Origin of the sequence: Gilliamella sp. BG3 (genome assembly GCF_046635605.1) — a bacterium.
GTDB lineage: Bacteria > Pseudomonadota > Gammaproteobacteria > Enterobacterales > Orbaceae > Gilliamella > Gilliamella bombi.
In genome coordinates this window covers 103077-122298 of the sequence record NZ_JBIDFE010000006.1, presented here as the reverse complement: position 1 = coordinate 122298, position 19222 = coordinate 103077, and the positions used below count along the sequence as shown (strand labels likewise).

General features: G+C 33.9%; 17 protein-coding genes and 1 pseudogene. 5 read left to right on the top strand and 13 right to left on the bottom strand.

The window, feature by feature from the left end:
• Positions 1–299: 299 nt before the first annotated feature.
• The 10 genes and pseudogenes from purT to tsaE form a co-directional block, all read right to left on the bottom strand.
• Positions 300–1481 (bottom strand): formate-dependent phosphoribosylglycinamide formyltransferase, encoded by a 1182-nt coding sequence (gene purT, locus ACGH6S_RS04540; protein WP_174799304.1) that lies wholly within the window; start codon positions 1479–1481, stop codon positions 300–302.
• Positions 1482–1559: 78 nt separating this feature from the next.
• Positions 1560–2858: an adenylosuccinate synthase gene (locus ACGH6S_RS04535; protein WP_174799303.1), complete on the bottom strand. Its 1299-nt coding sequence runs from the start codon at positions 2856–2858 to the stop codon at positions 1560–1562.
• Positions 2859–2877: 19 nt separating this feature from the next.
• Positions 2878–3837, bottom strand: a complete 960-nt coding sequence (hflC, locus tag ACGH6S_RS04530; RefSeq protein WP_411578404.1) for a protease modulator HflC — start codon at positions 3835–3837, stop codon at positions 2878–2880.
• 10 nt (positions 3838–3847) lie between these two features.
• Positions 3848–5071, bottom strand: coding sequence for an FtsH protease activity modulator HflK (gene hflK, locus ACGH6S_RS04525; RefSeq protein ID WP_174799302.1), 1224 nt, complete (start codon positions 5069–5071; stop codon positions 3848–3850).
• A gap of 23 nt (positions 5072–5094) precedes the next feature.
• Positions 5095–6390: a ribosome rescue GTPase HflX gene (hflX, locus tag ACGH6S_RS04520; RefSeq protein ID WP_085163813.1), complete on the bottom strand. Its 1296-nt coding sequence runs from the start codon at positions 6388–6390 to the stop codon at positions 5095–5097.
• Between the two features lie 19 nt (positions 6391–6409).
• Positions 6410–6655, bottom strand: a complete 246-nt coding sequence (gene hfq / locus ACGH6S_RS04515) for an RNA chaperone Hfq (RefSeq protein ID WP_065590789.1) — start codon at positions 6653–6655, stop codon at positions 6410–6412.
• 287 nt (positions 6656–6942) lie between these two features.
• The gene (gene miaA / locus ACGH6S_RS04510; protein WP_034911914.1) at positions 6943–7854 is read right to left on the bottom strand and encodes a tRNA (adenosine(37)-N6)-dimethylallyltransferase MiaA; all 912 of its coding nucleotides are present in this window, start codon (positions 7852–7854) and stop codon (positions 6943–6945) included.
• A complete protein-coding gene (mutL, locus tag ACGH6S_RS04505) occupies positions 7847–9703 on the bottom strand; it encodes a DNA mismatch repair endonuclease MutL (protein WP_296300548.1) in 1857 nt (618 codons plus the stop codon). Before mutL ends, miaA begins: the two co-directional genes overlap by 8 nt.
• Before the next feature lie 20 nt (positions 9704–9723).
• Positions 9724–10428: pseudogene (locus ACGH6S_RS04500) on the bottom strand (N-acetylmuramoyl-L-alanine amidase); the annotation flags it as partial.
• 65 nt (positions 10429–10493) lie between these two features.
• Positions 10494–10967, bottom strand: a complete 474-nt coding sequence (gene tsaE / locus ACGH6S_RS04495; RefSeq protein ID WP_411578421.1) for a tRNA (adenosine(37)-N6)-threonylcarbamoyltransferase complex ATPase subunit type 1 TsaE — start codon at positions 10965–10967, stop codon at positions 10494–10496.
• Positions 10968–11094: 127 nt separating this feature from the next.
• Here tsaE and tusB point away from each other — a divergent pair, with 127 nt between their 5' ends.
• The 3 genes from tusB (at position 11095) to ACGH6S_RS04480 (ending at position 13169) form a co-directional block, all read left to right on the top strand.
• Entirely contained in the window at positions 11095–11376 is a 282-nt protein-coding gene (tusB, locus tag ACGH6S_RS04490) for a sulfurtransferase complex subunit TusB (protein WP_065590785.1), read from the top strand.
• A gap of 118 nt (positions 11377–11494) precedes the next feature.
• Positions 11495–12058: a Sua5/YciO/YrdC/YwlC family protein gene (locus ACGH6S_RS04485; RefSeq protein ID WP_065636380.1), complete on the top strand. Its 564-nt coding sequence runs from the start codon at positions 11495–11497 to the stop codon at positions 12056–12058.
• Positions 12059–12062: 4 nt separating this feature from the next.
• Positions 12063–13169, top strand: coding sequence for an anhydro-N-acetylmuramic acid kinase (locus ACGH6S_RS04480; RefSeq protein WP_411578405.1), 1107 nt, complete (start codon positions 12063–12065; stop codon positions 13167–13169).
• A gap of 23 nt (positions 13170–13192) precedes the next feature.
• Here the strand turns inward: ACGH6S_RS04480 and ACGH6S_RS04475 are convergent, their stop codons facing one another.
• A complete protein-coding gene (locus ACGH6S_RS04475) occupies positions 13193–13972 on the bottom strand; it encodes a Cof-type HAD-IIB family hydrolase (RefSeq protein WP_174799299.1) in 780 nt (259 codons plus the stop codon).
• Between the two features lies 1 nt (position 13973).
• Positions 13974–14657, bottom strand: a complete 684-nt coding sequence (gene hda / locus ACGH6S_RS04470; protein WP_081300165.1) for a DnaA inactivator Hda — start codon at positions 14655–14657, stop codon at positions 13974–13976.
• A gap of 573 nt (positions 14658–15230) precedes the next feature.
• On the opposite strand from hda, the gene mnmG reads away from it, so the two are divergent.
• Both mnmG and rsmG read left to right on the top strand, forming a co-directional pair.
• Positions 15231–17123 carry a tRNA uridine-5-carboxymethylaminomethyl(34) synthesis enzyme MnmG gene (gene mnmG / locus ACGH6S_RS04465; RefSeq protein ID WP_411578406.1) on the top strand — a complete coding sequence of 631 codons (1893 nt, stop codon included), beginning with the start codon at positions 15231–15233 and terminating at the stop codon, positions 17121–17123.
• Positions 17101–17700: a 16S rRNA (guanine(527)-N(7))-methyltransferase RsmG gene (gene rsmG, locus ACGH6S_RS04460; RefSeq protein WP_174799297.1), complete on the top strand. Its 600-nt coding sequence runs from the start codon at positions 17101–17103 to the stop codon at positions 17698–17700. Before mnmG ends, rsmG begins: the two co-directional genes overlap by 23 nt.
• A gap of 43 nt (positions 17701–17743) precedes the next feature.
• Here the strand turns inward: rsmG and ACGH6S_RS04455 are convergent, their stop codons facing one another.
• Positions 17744–18979, bottom strand: coding sequence for an N-acetylmuramoyl-L-alanine amidase (locus ACGH6S_RS04455; RefSeq protein WP_065590780.1), 1236 nt, complete (start codon positions 18977–18979; stop codon positions 17744–17746).
• Positions 18980–19222: the final 243 nt, after the last annotated feature.

The window sequence follows — 19222 nt, the reverse complement described above, 5'->3', positions numbered from 1 at the left end:
TTAAAGTTTGATGCTCAATAACTGTCTCTGACATATTCAAATGAATCTTCAGTGTCACTTATCAAGACTTAATTTTTGTCCGTAGACTTTAATCTTTTGTCTCGTAAGTGCCCACACAGATTGTCTGTTTCTTCTTTTTAAAGAGCTAACAGCTTACATCCCTCGTCAACCTTTCGTTGATTTAGTTCGCTGTCTCAAGGGTTGCGTATGTTACTCACTTCACATGTGAACGTCAACCCCTATTTTAGAAATTTTTAATTTTTTGTGTTGAATGACTGCTTTTTACACAAATTTAGGCATTATAGGGTTATTTTTAGTTGTTTTGTCACATTAATAGCTTTATTGGTAGCCTCTTTAACTGTCGATGCTCTAGCTAACGCAACTCCCATTCTTCTTGTTCCTTTTACTTCTGGTTTACCAAATAAACGTAAATCAGTTTGCGGTTCGCTTAATGCTTTATCAATATTAGCAAAAGTTATTTGTTTGGAATTACCTTCTATTAATAAGACAGATGATGCACAGGCACCATATTGTTCTATAATTGGAATTGGCAATCCTAATATTGCCCTAGCATGTAATGCAAACTCAGATAGGTTTTGTGAAATTAATGTCACCATACCGGTATCATGGGGGCGAGGTGATACTTCACTAAACCATACTTGCTCCCCTTTAACAAATAATTCAACACCAAATACCCCTCGTCCACCTAATGCTTCTGTTATTTTAGTTGCAATATTTTTCGCTTGTTTCAATGCTTTTTCAGGCATCTGCTGAGGTTGCCAAGATTCTCGATAATCACCTTTTTCTTGACGATGGCCAATTGGTTCGCAGAATGAAACTCCGTTAATATGCCGAACAGTCAGCAAAGTAATCTCGTAATCAAAATCAACAAAACCTTCTATGATTACTTTACCCCCACCAGAGCGCCCTCCCTCTTGAGCATATATCCATGAAGATTTAATATCTGCTTCACTACGCAATAAAGATTGACCTTTACCCGAAGAGCTCATAACTGGCTTAACCAAACATGGAAAACCTATCTCTTTTACCATTTGTTCATATTCAAATTCGTTTTCGGCGAAACGATAAGGTGAAGTGGGTAGTTTTAATTCTTCTGCAGCAAGACGGCGAATCCCCTCACGATTCATTGTTAATTGCGTTGCTTTTGCTGTTGGAATAACAGTAAATCCTTCTTTTTCCAACTCAACTAGTGTAGATGTGGCAATAGCTTCAATTTCTGGAACAATATAATCGGGATTTTCCATTTCAATGACTTTTTTTAGAGCATCCCCATCAAGCATATTAACAGTATGATACCGATGAGCTACTTGCATTGCTGGCGCATTAGCGTATCGATCAACTGCAATAACTTCACAGCCAAAACGTTGTAATTCAATCGCCACTTCTTTAGCTAACTCTCCTGCACCACAAAGTAATACTTTTGTTGCAGTCGGTGATAAAGGAGTACCTAATTTAGCCATAATTCCCTCATACACAGTTAATCGTTATATCTCAAGAAATAAAAAATCGGGAAAATTATCCCGATTTTTTAATCAATATTAAGCTTGATAAGGATCACGTAAAATCATGGTTTCATTGCGATCCGGACCTGTTGAAATAATATCAATTGGTGTTTCGGTTAACTCTTCAATTCTTTTGATATAAGCTTTTGCTGCTTGTGGCAGTGCATCATAGCTTTTAATACCAAAAGTTGATTCGCTCCAACCTTGCATAGTTTCATAAACAGGTTTAACTAAGCTCCACTCTTCAGCGGCAGCTGGAGCATTTTTGATAACATCACCATTTGGTAATTGGTAACCGACACAAATTTTTACTTCTTTCAGCCCATCTAACACATCAAGCTTAGTTAAACAAAATCCTGAAACAGAATTAAGTTGTACCGCTTTACGCACAGCAACTGCATCAAGCCATCCAGTACGACGGCGACGACCTGTTGTTGCACCAAATTCATTACCTTGTTTACAAAGATACTCACCAACTTCATCAAATAGCTCTGTAGGGAATGGGCCTGCACCAACACGCGTAGAGTAAGCTTTAACAATACCTAACACATAGCCAACATAACGCGGACCAAAACCAGATCCCGTTGCCACACCACCAGCAGTAGTATTAGAAGAAGTTACAAAAGGATAAGTACCATGATCGATATCAAGTAATGTACCTTGTGCACCTTCGAACATAATTCTTTCACCTTTTCTTCGTGCATCTTCTAAAAGCGCAGGAATATCGGCAATCATAGCAACTAAAATATCAGCTATAGCTAATGTAGCATCTAAAACTTTTTGATAATCTACTGCTTCGGTTTTGTAATAATTGACTAATTGGAAATTATGATATTCCATCACATCTTTTAGTTTTTCAGCAAAAGCTTGACGATCACGTAAATCACCAACTCGAAGTCCACGGCGAGCAACTTTATCCTCATAAGCAGGACCAATACCACGCCCTGTTGTTCCAATAGCTTTATTGCCACGAGCTTTTTCTCGAGCTTGATCTAATGCAATATGGTAAGGCAAAATTAGAGGACATGATTCAGAGATAAGGAGTCTTTCCCTAACAGGAATACCACTATTTTCTAACTCTTTCATCTCTTTCATCAAAGCATCAGGACAAAGCACTACACCATTAGCAATAATGCTAATAACATCATTACGTAAAATTCCTGATGGAATTAAGTGTAATACTGTTTTTTCACCATTAATAACTAATGTATGACCTGCATTATGCCCTCCTTGATAGCGAACAACATACTTTGCTTTTTCCGTAAGTAAATCAACAACTTTACCTTTTCCTTCATCACCCCATTGTGTACCTAACACAACAACATTATTACTCATAGACTATTTACTCATTTTGTTAATTATCAGATTTTAATTTCATATATTTAAAAAATTCACTATCAGGGCTAATAACTACAATATCATTATCTGTAAAGCTTCGTTCATAAGTTTTTAGCCTCCGTATAAAGCTAAAAAACTCTATATCTTTACCAAAGGCATCAGCATAAAGTTTGATTGCATTCGCATCACCTTCACCACGAATAGAGCGAGATTGACGTTCAGCTTCAGATAATATTTTGGTTACTTCTAGTGTAGCCTCTGCTCGTATTTCATCAGCTCTTTTAACACCTTGAAAATGTTGATTTTGGAACACATTATTTCGTTCTGCTTTCATTTTCTCATAAATAGAATTAGACATTTCTTGAGGAAAATTAACTTTCTTTAAGCGAACATCAATAACTTCAATACCGAAAGGTCTCATACTCGCTTGATTAACCTCTAAAGCTTTTTCATCTTTATTAGCTTGATTTTCAATCGAATTACTTTTATCCAATTCTTTAACCGTGCTATTTAAAATATCTTTTACACGGGTTACTATAGAATTATGAGAGTTATTATTCGTATCATTAACAACATCAATGATATTTAATTTTTCAATTTCTGTTCTTAAACAACCATTTGATCGAGCAAGCAACAAGTTCTCGATACTATTACCAGCAGCAATAGTTTCATAATATCGATTAAAATCAATAATCTTCCATTGTACAAAATAATCAACAACTAAATCTTTATTTTCACGTGTTCTAAATTTTTGTTCTTGACCAGCATTATTAGGACTATTTATTGTTTTTATTTTAGCATCAACAATTTTTACATTATCCATTCCTGGAAATTTAAAATATAATCCAGGTTCAGATAATCCTATAATTTTATTAAACCGTAAAACTATTCCACGAGTACCTTCTTCAATAACATAAGCGCTAGAAAAAAACACACCAATCAAAATTAATACTATAGGAACCAATAATTTGCGCATGCTTTTCTCCTTATCTTCCCATAAACCGTGGAGTCCGCGTAGTCTCGCCAACTTTAATGGTGTTATTAGTGTTATTTTCTTTTGATAATTCCAGCTTTGATTTAGGCTGTTCTTTTACTGTTTCAGACGAGCTCAGCATATTGGAATTATATTCACTATTTTGGTTTGATAACGTCATTGTTTGAGAATTTTTTTCACTCTTATTTTTTAATAGTGCTTCTAACGGTAACACCATCAAATTTCCACTTTTATCATTCACTATAATCTTATTAGTTTTGGTTAATACTCTTTCCATAGTTTCAATATATAAATGTTCTTTAGTAATTTCTGGTGCTACTTTATATTGTGGTAAGATTTTTTCAAAACTGGCCACATCACCTGCAGCTTCAAGTTCTACTCTAACCTTATATGCATTAGCATCAGCTAAAATTCCTGCTGAACGTTCTTCTGCTTGCTGAATTTTTTTCACCTTATCAGCTTCAGCTTGTTTGATTTCTCGCTCACTATCGTCTTGAGAATGAAGCGTTTTATTGTCAGTACCTTTCACTTCATCTGGTAGACGAGCAACTTGAAAATTCAAATTAACAATATTAATACCCATATCATAGGGACTAATGATATTAACTAACTCATCTTTAGTGCTACGTTCTAGAGCTGAACGTTCATCAGAAATTATCGCATCAATATTTGAACTTGCCACCACCGTTCTAAGGGCGCTATCGGCAGCTTGGCGCAAACTATCTTCTACATTAGTGACATTAAATAAATATTTTAAAGGATCGCTGACACTATATTGCACATTTATATCAACAAAAACCAAATTTTCACCAGCTGTAACAATAAGTCCCTTTTCGTTGAAATTTCGAATACCCTGTGTATCAACAATATACACTTTATCGATTAAAGTTGGCTTCCAATTTAGTCCTGGTTGAATGATTTCAGATTGAACTTGACCGAAGCGAGTAATTACACCACGTTGATTTTGGTTAATGGTATAAAATCCACTTCCTGCCCAAACTACAACAAGTAAAGCAATTATAGATATGATAATTTTAGTTGTACTCATCGGCAATTTAATTCCAGAGGAACCATTATTATTACCGAAATTATTTTTTTTTAATAATTTTTTAACTTTATCAAATAAACCATCAGATGAATGATTAGTTGGCTTTTTTTTATTATTCCCCCATGGGTCGTTATCTTGTCCGTTATTGCCGGGCTGATTCCACGCCATATTGTATATGCTCCATTTGATAATTAGTTGTTATTTTGCTTATTGATCAAGTATAACAGATCTGGTTCTTGTTTACAGAGGCGATTCCATTCTATAGAGGGAATTCTCACATCTAGATGAAAACTACCATCCTCATTAATAAATTCATTTTCTACCGCATTTAACTGATATAAACGACTTCTTAATCTTGCTAAATAAGCAGGTAAGTTTAAGTGGCAAACTTGTATTTGCTTAGCTAGCCTTTCTTTTAAAGCGATAAATAATTGATCTAATCCTAAACTATTTTGCGCTGAAATCCAAACACGAATTGGTATACCGTTTTCATCTCTATCAATACTTGGTTGTTTGCCTTCTATCAAGTCGATTTTATTCATAACAAGTAATGTTGGAATTTCGTGCGCATCAATTTCGTGCAAAACTTCATCAACAGCATGCATATTATCTAATAAATTAGGATCTGCTGCATCAACAACATGTAATAACAATGCAGCTTGTTGAGTTTCTAATAACGTTGCTTTAAAAGCCGCAATTAAATCATGTGGCAAATGGCGAATAAAACCAACTGTGTCAGCTAAAACAACTTCACCGACATCATCAACAATAACTCGACGAAGCGTTGGATCGAGTGTAGCAAATAACTGATTAGCAGCATATACATCAGCATTTGTTAACGCATTAAATAATGTTGATTTACCTGCATTCGTGTAGCCAACAAAAGAGACTGTTGATAGATCTGCTTTATTTCGTGATTGACGATTTTGATTTCGCTGTTTTTCAACTTTAGCAAGTCTTGATAAAATTAATTGAATCCGTTGACGAATCAACCTTCTATCAGTTTCTAATTGAGTTTCACCTGGACCACGTAAACCTATCCCACCTTTTTGACGTTCTAAATGCGTCCAACCTCGAACTAAACGAGTCGAAAGATGTTGTAACTGTGCTAATTCAACCTGTAATTTACCTTCATGTGTTCTGGCTCTTTGAGCAAAAATATCAAGAATCAATCCTGTTCTATCAACAACACGACATTTGCATAATTGCTCTAGATTACGTTCTTGGGAGGGAGTTAAAGAATGATTTACTAAAATAACAGAAGCATTAAGCTGTTTAACTTTTTCTGCTATTTCTTGAGCTTTACCTTCACCTACAAAATATTTGGTTTGAGGTACTTTTCTTGAGGTTGTTACAATATCGAGAATATCTATTTGAGCCGAAGAAACCAAAATTTCAAACTCTTTAAGATCCTCGATATTGCTCTCTTGAGGGAAGAATACATGGACTAATAAGGCAGATTCACCGCCTTTATATCTCTCAAACAATCAGATTCTCCACTGAAATTCAGCTTTCGCTTTCCTCTTCGGATTGAGATACCAATCCAGAAATAGGTCTAGATGGTACGACTGTCGAGATAGCATGTTTATATACCATTTGGCTTACAGTATTTTTTAACAAAATCACAAATTGATCAAATGATTCAATTTGCCCTTGTAACTTAATACCATTAACTAAATAGATTGAGACAGGAATATGCTCTCTACGAAGCAAATTTAAATAAGGATCTTGTAATGACTGCCCTTTTGACATGAGTTTATCCTTTAAAAATAATTATATTAAGATAAAATAAATACATTTATAAATAATTAATGTATTTTACATACTATTTTCAGATACATCTTTAGTATCTACCAAAATAACATAAAAAAAGCTTCTCTTAAACCAATCAACTATAATTAATGCACAAATAACTAAAATTTTAAAAAATTTAAACTAAAAAGGTAAAAAAAATACTAAATACTGACACTAATATACATAACTTTACCTACGAAAAAATTTACAATTGTATATTATTAAACCACTATAAAAATTATCACTTAAAATATGTTTCGGAATATTGAATCCATATTATCATTGTTTAACCACGTAATAGGTTGTTTCCAACCACGAAGCCATGTTATTTGTCGTTTAGCTAATTGACGAGTAGCGCAGATTCCTTTAAAAACCATTTCATCATAACTTGTATTACCATTTAAATACTCCCACATTTGACGATATCCAACACAACGCATAGAAGGTAAATTTAAATGTAAATCCGATCGCTGCATAAGTGCTCTGACTTCATTTTCAAATCCTTGATCCAACATCTGTAAAAAGCGTTGTTCAATACGTTCATGTAATTGCGAACGATCTTGCGGCATAATAGCAAATTGCATAATATCGTATGGTAATGTTTCGCCACTTTCTTGTGTAAGTTCAGTTAGACTTTTGCCTGAAATTAAATAAACCTCTAAAGCACGATTAAGCCGCTGAGGATCGTTAGGATGAATTCGTTCAGCTGAAATTGGATCGATCTTTTTTAGCTCTTCGTGAATCGCTTGCCAACCTAATTTATTAGCTTTTTCCTCTATTTGCTTACGAATTACGCTATCAGCAGCAGGAAGCGGTGAAAGCCCTTCAATTAAAGCCTTAAAATAGAGCATTGTCCCACCAACTAATAATGGAATTCGCCCTTTTTTTAGGGTTTTTTCAATTTCCACAATGGCATCATGTCTAAAATTAGCTGCCGAATAACTTTTTGCAGGATCACAAATATCAATCAATTTATGTGGATACTTTTGTTGCTCTTCTTTAGTCGGTTTTGCAGTACCAATGTCCATACCACGATAAATTAGAGCTGAATCGACGCTAATAATATCAATAGGATAACGATCATAAAGCGCCATAGCAAATGCCGTTTTACCAGATGCTGTTGGCCCCATTAACGAAATAATTTTTGGTTTATTCATGATAAATCGATTGAGTTAAAGATTGCATGTCAATTGGGTATAAAAATGAATCTTGTTGTAACAGATTAATATCCACTTGTTCTAATTGAGCTAGTAACTGAATGGCTTTTACTACACTCCAGTTCATCGTAACACTATCATAATACTGATTAGCTAACCAAGCCGCTATTTGCGTTGGATCTAAAACTTCATTTTTTGAATCAGAAATAAAAGCAATTAAAGCGGGCAATAATTGTTGCCAATTGATAGTACGCAACATTTTAGGAACATTTTGCAAATACAGCTTCGCTTTATCAATATAAAAATCAAAACCTAAAAAATTTAGTTGCGGCTGATAAGAAGAAAGGACTTTCTGCTCCTTATTATTAATTAAAATTGTTAATGGGATAAGCAATTTTTCAGAATCTTGTGACAATAATTTAATCGCAACGAATTTTTGTTGAGCAATAGGCAACTTCATCAACATTAATTTTTGTTGATTATCTTCATTTTTTTCAAGCAATGCAATATCAGGTTGAATAATAGTTAACACCCGTCCAAATGTCACTAATAATGAATTATCAAGCTGCTGTTGTAATGATTGCAATGGTAAATTTCGTTTAGGAAATAATGATTCAATAACCGCTTTTTGTGGTTCAGTTATTTCATTTTCTTCTACCGATAAAAATGGCTTTTCTGGCTCAAGTTGTACAATATTTTGAGAAGAAGATTCAACGCTAACTAACTGACCATACAACGCATTTTCTTTAGCATAATTACTAGTTTTTTTAGGTAATTGGTTACTAGCTTGATAAGGCTTAGAAATCGTCTGTTGATTAAAGATATTTTCTCCAGCTGCTTGCCGATTAGGTGTTATTGTTACTTTTTCATCTGTTACAGATAAATCCGATTCAAGAGCCATAACTATAGCTTGATAAACGAAATCATGAACCAATCTTGCCTCATGAAAACGGACTTCATGTTTAGCAGGGTGAACATTAACATCAACTTGTTTTGGATCTATTTGTAAAAACACCACATAACTTTGTTGTTCATTCGCACGTCTTATATAGGCTTGTCGCAATGCATGATTAAGTAATTTATCTTTGATAACTCGACCATTAACATAAAAATATTGCAAATTACTAACTTCACTACTTGTTACCCAACCTTGAATGAACAAATCATCATGTTGCCAATCTAATTTGACTGCTTTTTGCATAAATACTCGTCCACATACCAATTCTACCCTTTTTTCAAGGGTAGATGAACGGTACTGCTTAACAAGTTTACTATTATGCTGCAAATTAAAAGTAACATCAGGACGTGCTAGCGCAATACGCCGAACGAATTCTTCAATATGCATAAATTCAGTTTTTTCTGTTTTTAAAAAACGGCGTCTTGCAGGCGTATTGTAAAACAAATCAAGTACTTCAACAGTCGAGCCAACAGGATGTGCAGCAGGTTTAATCACCGGTTCCATATCTCGCCCTTCAGCATAAACTTGCCAAGCTTCAGTTTGTTCTGCTGTGCGTGAAGTTAATGTCAATCTTGCAACTGAACTTATACTCGCCAGCGCCTCACCACGAAATCCAAGGCTAATAATAGAATCTAAATCATCTAACTTGCTGATTTTACTTGTCGCATGACGAGCAAGCGCCAGTGCTAATTCATCTTTAGCAATACCGCAACCATTATCTCTAATACGAATTAATTTACAGCCGCCTTGCTCAAGATCAATATCAATTTGAGTACTTCCCGCATCAAGGCTATTTTCAACCAACTCTTTAATGACTGATGCTGGACGTTCTACCACCTCACCAGCAGCAATTTGATTTGCTAATTGAGGAGAAAGAATATGAATTGCCATTAATGCTGTTCTCCAAATTTTGGATTTTGTTTAACGTAATTTTTTATACCTTGATAGATAGCTTTAGCAATCTTATCTTGATGAGCATTACTACTTAGTAAGCGTTCTTCACCTTCGTTAGAGATAAAACCAACTTCAACTAAAATCGATGGGATATCTGGTGAACGTAATACCCCTAAGCTTGCATGTTCTGGAGCAGATTTATGTAACTTTGTTATCCCTTTCATTTCTTTTAATACTTGTTTTGCTAACTCATATCCCACTCGTTGAGAATAAGAAAATTGCAGATCTAATACGGCTTGACTTAAATGAGGATCATGATCATCGCTAAGCGCATCACCTGCCCCACCAAGTAATTGTGACTGTTTTTCATCTTGTTCAAGCCAACGACCAAGTTCTGTGTCAGCTCGCTTAGTTGACAATACCCAGATCGAAGCACCAGTTGCATTCCGATTTGGTGCAGCATCGGCGTGAACTGAAACTAACAAATTAGCTTTATTTTTTCTAGCGATTTCAGAGCGTTGTGAAACAGAAATAAAATTATCACTGCTACGGGTTAACACCCCTTTAAAATTAGGATCTTTATTTAATAAATTGGTAAGTTTTTTAGCAATAGAAAGCGTAACTGTTTTTTCATATAACTTATTTTTCCCTATTGCGCCGGAATCTTTACCACCATGCCCTGCATCAACGGCAATCACAACTTTAGCTGCATAGGCAGAACTACAAAGCAGTAATAAGATAAAAAAAGTGAATAGTTTTTTCATTGTCTTTATATTGTTTATTTCAATTATGATAGATTAATAATCTCGCTGCCTTTTTCGCTTATTGCCTGAACGCAAGCAGTACGTTCAAGCGCCAAATAAGTCAAATGAATTTCAAGATCCGCGCTTGGCAAGATCCCACTTGCTTGCTGTGGCCACTCAATCAAACAAATTGATCGCGAAGAAAAATATTCACGAATCCCCATATACTCTAATTCTTCTGGATCGCAAAGCCGATATAAATCAAAATGGTAAACTGAAAAATCATCAAATTGATAGGGTTCAACTAATGTATAAGTTGGACTTTTTACGTTACCTACATGACCTAATTGTTGCAAAAAACCACGACTAAAAGTTGTTTTACCTGCACCTAGATCACCTATTAAATAGATAATAATTGTATCATCATGCTTGGACAAATAGTTTAAACATAGTTTGGCAAGTTTACTACCAAACAAAATCGTTTGTTGCTCATTGCTTAAAATAACTGGTTTCATGATGAATTCTTTGCTCAATAAATAGTTCTTATTATATACTAATAACATCAAAGATGTACTAACCAAAATGAGCTTGATTTTGTAAAAAAGTTTCAGGTAACTATACGTTTCAGTATAAAAAGTGAAAATAATGCTACATACTATATCAACAGCAAACCAATCAGCCATAAATCCACAATTAATATCAGCTCAAGATGTTGTATTGTTCTGGCAAAATGGCGTTATTCTGGCTATACAAAATAATCCATTATTAAATAATATTATAAAAAAAACTAAACACTGTTACGTCATCAACAGCGATATAGAAGCCCGAGGAATAAGCAAAATTATTGATTCAAGGCTTAAAATTATCAATATGCAACAAGTTGTTGAACTTACAACTAACCATTTTCCACAAATGAACTGGGAATGACCATAGGGCATAATGCTACCACCACCCAGTTTTAAAAAGCATGAATCATGCAAATTTGCAAAACCTAAAACCTAAGTTTAATATAAATCTCAATTGTACCCAGCTCGTATTCAAATTTATGGCTAATTTATTAACGCTATCAGAAATCAATAATTATTTAAAAAATGGCGAAGTGATTGCTTACCCTACCGAGGCCGTTTTCGGTCTAGGGTGTGATCCTGATTGTGAATCAGCCGTATTGAAACTGTTACAATTAAAACAGCGTTCAGTAGATAAAGGCTTAATTTTAATTGCCAGCCATTACCAACAACTGATCCCTTATATAGATGAATTAGCTATTACTAATGAACAAAAACAGTTAGCACTTACTAGCTGGCCAGGCCCTGTTACTTGGGTTTTTCCTAAAAATACAAAAACACCTTATTTTTTGACTGGTAAATTCGACACCATAGCAGTACGAGTCACCAATCACCCCTTAGTTTGTAAACTATGCGATCTTTATGGCAAACCAATAGTTTCAACCAGTGCTAATTTATCGAATTATCCACCTTGTAAAACAGCAAGTGATGTCGTTAGCCAATTTGGTGAAAATTTTCCAATATTACAAGGACAAACAGGTAATAGATTACAGCCATCTCAAATCAGAAATATTCAAACAGGTAACATTATTCGACAAGGATAGATATATGCAAAATTTATATATTGGCGTAATGTCGGGAACCAGCATGGATGGAATTGATATTGCTATAATTAATATTACCGCAAAAAATGTCACATCAATAGCTAGTAGTTGCTACCCAATGCCCACCAACTTAAAGCAGCAATTATTAACATTATGTGAAACAAAGCAAACCACATTACAAAATTTGGGTGAATTAGATCATCAACTTGGTGAATTATTTGCTGATAGTATCAATCAATTTTTAAAAAACAATAAAATTGATAAACAACAAATAAAAGCAATTGGTTGCCACGGGCAAACTATTTACCATGCACCAAACGGTAAAAACCCATTTACCCAACAAATTGGCGATGCCAATATTATCGCAGCAAAAACAGGCATAACCACCATAGCTGATTTTCGCCGAAAAGATATGGCTTATGGAGGGCAAGGAGCACCACTAGTCCCCGCTTTTCATAAAGCGGTGCTACAAGATCCACAAATTAATCGTGTAGTATTGAATATAGGAGGAATTAGTAACATTTCAGTATTAATTCCTAACCATACTGTTATTGGTTACGATACAGGTCCAGGAAACGTACTGCTTGATTGCTGGATAAATCAAAACCTAGGTAAAAGCTATGATAAAAATGGACTGTGGGCAAAAACAGGAAAAGTTAATCAAGACTTATTGAATAAATTATTTGATGAAGATTATTTCAAAATACCAGCACCTAAAAGTACAGGTAGAGAGTTATTTAATTTACCATGGTTACATAAAAAATTAATAGGGACGGATTTTAAAGCAGAAGATATTCAAGCAACGCTCGTTGAATTAACCTCTTTATCAATTGCAAATGAAATCAAAAAATTATCTATATTAAAAAAATTACCTTGCGAACTTTTAGTCTGTGGCGGAGGTGCTAAAAATCCACTTATTATGCAAAGATTATCAGCATTATTACCATCATGGTCAGTATTAACAACCGATACAAAAGGTATAAATGGAGACGATATGGAGGCAATAGCCTTTGCTTGGCTTGCTTATTGCCGAATCAACAATATTCCATCAAATATTCCCGAAGTAACTGGCGCAAGCCAAGCTGTGTGTTTGGGGGTTATTTATCAATAAACTAAAAAATATATAAATATCGATCAAATCAACCCAAATTTTTGTAACGCTTTAGCAATACCATCATTATTATTAGTATCTGTAACAAACTCGGCTTTTGCTTTTAATTCATCAACTGCATTACCCATAGCAATAGGATGATCAACGGTTAGGAACATTTCAAAATCATTCATACCATCACCAAATGCATAAGTAGACACATCAGTGAACCCTTTATTTTTTAATAACTGAGTAATACCATAACCTTTAGAGCCACCATGATTAAAAACATCAACACAGTAAGGAGTATTACGAATAAAGGTTAGTTCAGGAAAAACATCTCGATAAAGATCTTCTCCAGATTCACAAAGTAATAAAAGCATCTGAATAGGTGATTTTAAATAAACCTGATCATCAACAGGAGGAACTGGTTGCTTAAGGTAATGATAAAACTTCTCGGCTGGTTGACTATACTCAGATATACACATCATTTCATCATTATAAAAAGATAAAGGAATATTCGTTTTTTGCTTAGAATACTGATGTATTCTCATTATCACATCTTTATCAATATTATTAGTAAAAACCTTTTCGCCTTTGTATAAAACTACTTGCCCATTCATACCAATAATTGAATCAATTTGAGTCTTTTGCATTAAATCAGCAACTTCACAAGGTGTTCGACCAGTTGCTATCACTGGAATAATATTATTATGTTTTAATTTTTTTATAGCATCAAGGGAACTGGACAATACATCAATTTGACTATTAAATAATGTCCCATCTAAATCAAAAAAAACAATAGCTTCAGGTTTATGACTCATATTACAAATCCAAAATATTTTTAATAAAAGGAATAGTTAGCTTTCGTTGTTGTGCTAACGTTGCTACTTCAAACTTTTCTAATAAAGAAAATAATGTACGCATATCGCGATTAACACGTTTTAATAAAAATAACCCAACATCTGTTGATAGTTCAAATCCACTTAATTGCGCTCTCAATTGCAAAGCTTTAAGCTTGTCATCATCGCTAAGTTCTTTTAATTGATAAACCTGCCCCCAAGATAATCTAGAAACTAAATCAGGCAATATAAAAGAAATTTGTTTAGGTGGAGCATTTGCTGTTATCAATAATTTACTCACATTCTTTTCTGTCAAACGATTAAATAAATCGAAAATAGCCTCTTCCCAATCCCTATGACCTGCTATTGCATCAATATCATCTAAACAGACTAAATCATAATTTTCTAATCCCTGTAAAATTTCAGGTACCAAATGGTAATGCTGTTTTAATGGAATATAACTAGCTAATTTATTTTGGCTTGACGCATGTAAAAGGTGAGTTCGGCCTGCAACGCTAGCCGCCCATATATAAAAGACATTAAACCCCTCTTTATCTAACAAGGTTTGCAATGAATCAAACAACAACCGATTATTACCTACATAAAAACTATCAAAAGTTTCATTATTAGATAACGGAAAAGGCAAAGGCAACTGTGAAAGAGTAATAAAGTAACCTCACAATACAAATAAAATCATATTAAGTATAAATTTGCTTTTATAAAAATCAATCACTTTTATACAAAAAGACAAACAGATAACAGTTAATAAAAAAATAAAACAAAAAACAATAAAACGATCAAAAATTGTTGTTTAAAATAAAAACAACAAAAAGTTAAAATTTAAGCAATCAAACTTAATTTTTGTGGATAACTCTGTTAAAAATTAGGATAACAAGCTGTTATGATCGCACTAACAACTTAAAAATAGAAAACAGTTGTGGATAAAAAGAATAGTTATACACAAGTTAAAACAAAAAAAGATCCGATCAATTAACAGAATAGACAGATCGATAAGATCATATAAAATAATCACAAAAAAGAGTTATCAACAAAAAGGATCCGATCTAATAATAATAAAAATAAAAAGATCATCTAAAAGATCTTATTTTATTTAAACCGCGATCCTAATAGATCATTTGACGTAACCAAAAAGATGAGTAAAATCTCCTACCCTGAATAAATCAAATCTCCCGATCTAAATTAGCGATCATCTATACACAAAACAAATACGAGGCTTTTTATGTTTTATCCAGATCTTTTTGATGTCATCATTGTTGGTGGCGGTCATGCAGGAACAGAAGCAGCAATGGCATCAGCAAGAATGGGGCGAAAAACACTACTTTTAACCCATAATATCAATACATTAGGACAAATGTCTTGTAATCCTGCCATTGGTGGTATAGGCAAAGGTCATTTGGTAAAAGAAATTGATGCAATGGGTGGCTTAATGGCACACGCTATCGATCATGCTGGGATCCAATTTAGGATCTTAAATAGCAGTAAAGGACCTGCAGTTAGGGCTACAAGAGCACAAGCAGATCGATCACTATATTGCAAAGTGATCCGAACTACACTTGAAAATCAAGAAAATTTAATGCTCTTTCAACAATCTGTTGAAGATGTGATCATCGAAAACGATCAGATCCTAGGTGTAAAAACCCAAATGGGAGTATGCTTTAAAGCTAAAACAGTCGTATTAACAACAGGTACCTTTTTAGACGGAAAGATCCATATAGGACTTAATAATTATAGTGGTGGACGTACAGGTGATCCTACTTCGATCGGCTTATCAAAATCACTTCATCAATATCCATTTAGAATGGGACGATTAAAAACTGGTACACCACCACGAATTGATGCTAGAACAATTGATTTTTCAAAATTAGGTACACAATATGGTGATGATCCTGTTCCTGTATTCTCATTTTTAGGTAATGCAAACGAACATCCTAAACAAATTCCTTGCTATATAACAAACACTAACGAAACAACGCACGAGATAATCCGAAATAGTTTAGATCGTAGTCCCATGTATACAGGTGTTATAGAAGGAGTTGGCCCAAGATACTGCCCATCTATTGAAGACAAAATTATGCGTTTTGCGGATCGTAATTCTCATCAGATCTATTTAGAGCCTGAAGGATTAGATAGCAACGAAATATATCCAAACGGGATCTCAACAAGTTTACCATTTGATACACAATTAGCATTTGTACGCAGTATGAAAGGATTAGAAAATGCTAATATTGTCAGACCAGGTTATGCGATCGAATATGATTATTTTGATCCAAGGGATCTTAAGCCAACACTTGAAAGTAAAGTTATCAAAGGGCTCTTTTTAGCAGGACAGATCAACGGAACAACTGGCTATGAAGAAGCCGCAGCTCAAGGAATGCTTGCTGGTTTAAATGCAGCACGTTTTGCATATGATCAAGATCAATGGTATCCAAGCCGTGATCAAGCCTATTTAGGGGTATTAGTTGATGATCTTTGTACTCTTGGTACTAACGAACCTTATCGCATGTTTACCTCGCGTGCTGAATATCGTTTAATGTTACGTGAAGACAATGCTGATATTCGCTTAACCGAGCTTGCTCGCAAGCTAGGTATGGTTGATGATTATCGCTGGCAACGTTTTAACGAAAAATTTGAAGCTATTGAACAAGAAAGAGCAAGATTACGTGATATATGGGTACATCCTCATATTGAAAGCATTGACGAAGTAAATGCCGTATTAAGTGCTAATTTGACTAAAGAAGCCAATGGAGAAGAGCTACTTAAGCGACCTGAAATGAGTTATAACACATTGAAATCGCTTTCATTATTTGCTCCAGGATTATCTGATGCACAGGCTGCGGAACAGGTTGAAATTCAAGTTAAATATGATGGATATATAAAACTGCAAATAGAAGAAATTGAACGTCAAAAACGCAATGAAGAAACGCTTATTCCTGAGCATATTGATTATGCTGAAATATCGGGTTTATCGAACGAAGTTGTGGCTAAATTAAAACAACATAAACCTATTTCAATAGGACAAGCTTCGCGTATATCAGGAATTACTCCTGCTGCGATTTCAATGTTACTAGTTTATTTAAAAAAGAAAAATTATGTTAAAAAAGAAACTCATTAGTCTAATAGATCAAACCGATCTTTTGATCTCAGAATCACAAATAGATCAATTGATCCATTATGTTGAAATGCTCAACAAATGGAATAAGACTTACAACTTAACAGCTGTACGAGATCCTAATGAAATGTTAATCAAACATATCATGGATAGTTTAGTTGTATCGCCCTATTTAACTGGCAAAACTTTTATTGATGTTGGAACTGGTCCTGGTTTACCAGGTGTTCCACTAGCAATAATTAACCCAGATAAACAATTTGATTTAGTGGATAGTTTAGGTAAGCGTATTCGATTTTTAAAACAAGTTCAGTTTGAATTAAAGCTAACTAATATAAACCCAATACAAAGCCGAATAGAAGTGTATAACGATAAAAAGTTTGATGGAGTTATTAGCCGAGCATTTGCTTCATTGCAAGACATGCTTAGTTGGTGTAAACATCTTCCTAATGAACAAGGATTTTTTTATGCTTTAAAAGGAAGCGATATAGATCCTATTGCTGATGGTTTTACACTTAAACAAAATATAAAATTGACTATACCAGAATTAGATGCTGAAAGGTGTTTGATTATTATACAATAGTTTTTGTAATTAAATACAAGCTGCTCTGAAACTTTTTACAAATTTAATTTTTGCGTTTTTTCAGATAATCTTTAATACCATCAACAATTGATTTAGACACTTGATTTTGGAATGAAACAGTCTTTAATTTTTTTTCTTCAGTAATATTACTAATAAAGGCTGTTTCGACTAAAACAGATGGAATATCGGGTGCTTTTAACACCGCAAAACCTGCTTTTTCAAGTGATGGTTTATGTAACTTATTGACTCTTTTCATTCGATTCAAAATAGCATTACCAAGTAATACCCCATTATTTAATGTTGTTTTTTGAACCAAATCTAAAATGGTATTATCTAAATATTTATCACCACTACGGCTAACACCGCCTATTTGATCTGCTTCATTTTGAGTTTGGGCCAAATAACTGGCTGCAGAACTACTTGCTCCACCTGTTGATAATGCAAAAACCGATGAACCACCGACAGAACGATTAGCAAAAGCATCTGCATGAATAGAAATAAATAGATCTGCATGGAGTGAACGAGCTTTAGCAACTCGTACTTTTAATGGGATAAAAACATCTTCATTACGGGTCATGTAGACTTTTATATTCGGTTCTTTCTTAAGTAAATTATAAGTACGACGTGCAATTTGCAAAACTATATCTTTTTCACGTGTTTTATTGTAACCAATAGCGCCAGGATCTTCTCCACCGTGTCCAGGATCAATCACAACAATAACGGGAGCATTTTTACTCTTATTGGTTGGTGTTTTTATACCAGATTGCTTTTTATTGAGATCACCTTTTTTATATTCTTCTAAAAGCGCAAGTAAAGGGTCATCATCAGTGCTTGAAGCTGGTTTAGATGGATAAAGATCCATAACTAAACGATGTTTGAATTTTGCTATCGGCGATAAGGTAAAAGTATTCGGTTGAACACCTTGTTTTAATTCGATCAAAATTCTTACTGTCTTTGGATCTCGTTGAACAACGCGTATAGATTTAATATAAGGGTCGTGTTTTAATACTTTTGATGAGATATTTTTTAAAATTGGATTTAGATTAACATTGTTAATATCAATAGCGATCCTATTAGGATTACTTAATAAAAAGTGCTTGTATTTTAAGCTAATATTTGATTCTAAAGTAATTCTTGTATAAGTTGATGAAGGCCAAACGCGCACAGCAATAACTTGCGCCATTGCTGCGGCAAAGCCTACACGAGTGACGGATAACAAACATGTAGCAATAATACCTTTTATTAATAGGCGCTTTGTTGGGCTAAATGTTTTTTTCATACCTTAAAAACTTTATTTATTATCAAAATTAGCTGCAGATAATAGCATAAACTAAAGGGATATTAAAAAGAATGATTATCATAATCGACTGTTATTTTTGTAAATAGTCTGTTCTAAATTATCAATCAATTTTTATAATAAAAAAGATTATCAAATTAAATAATAAAAACAACCTTGCTTTAAGTTGTCATTTTTATTTTGTTATAGACCCTATAATAACAAAAGATTACAATATAGCACGCT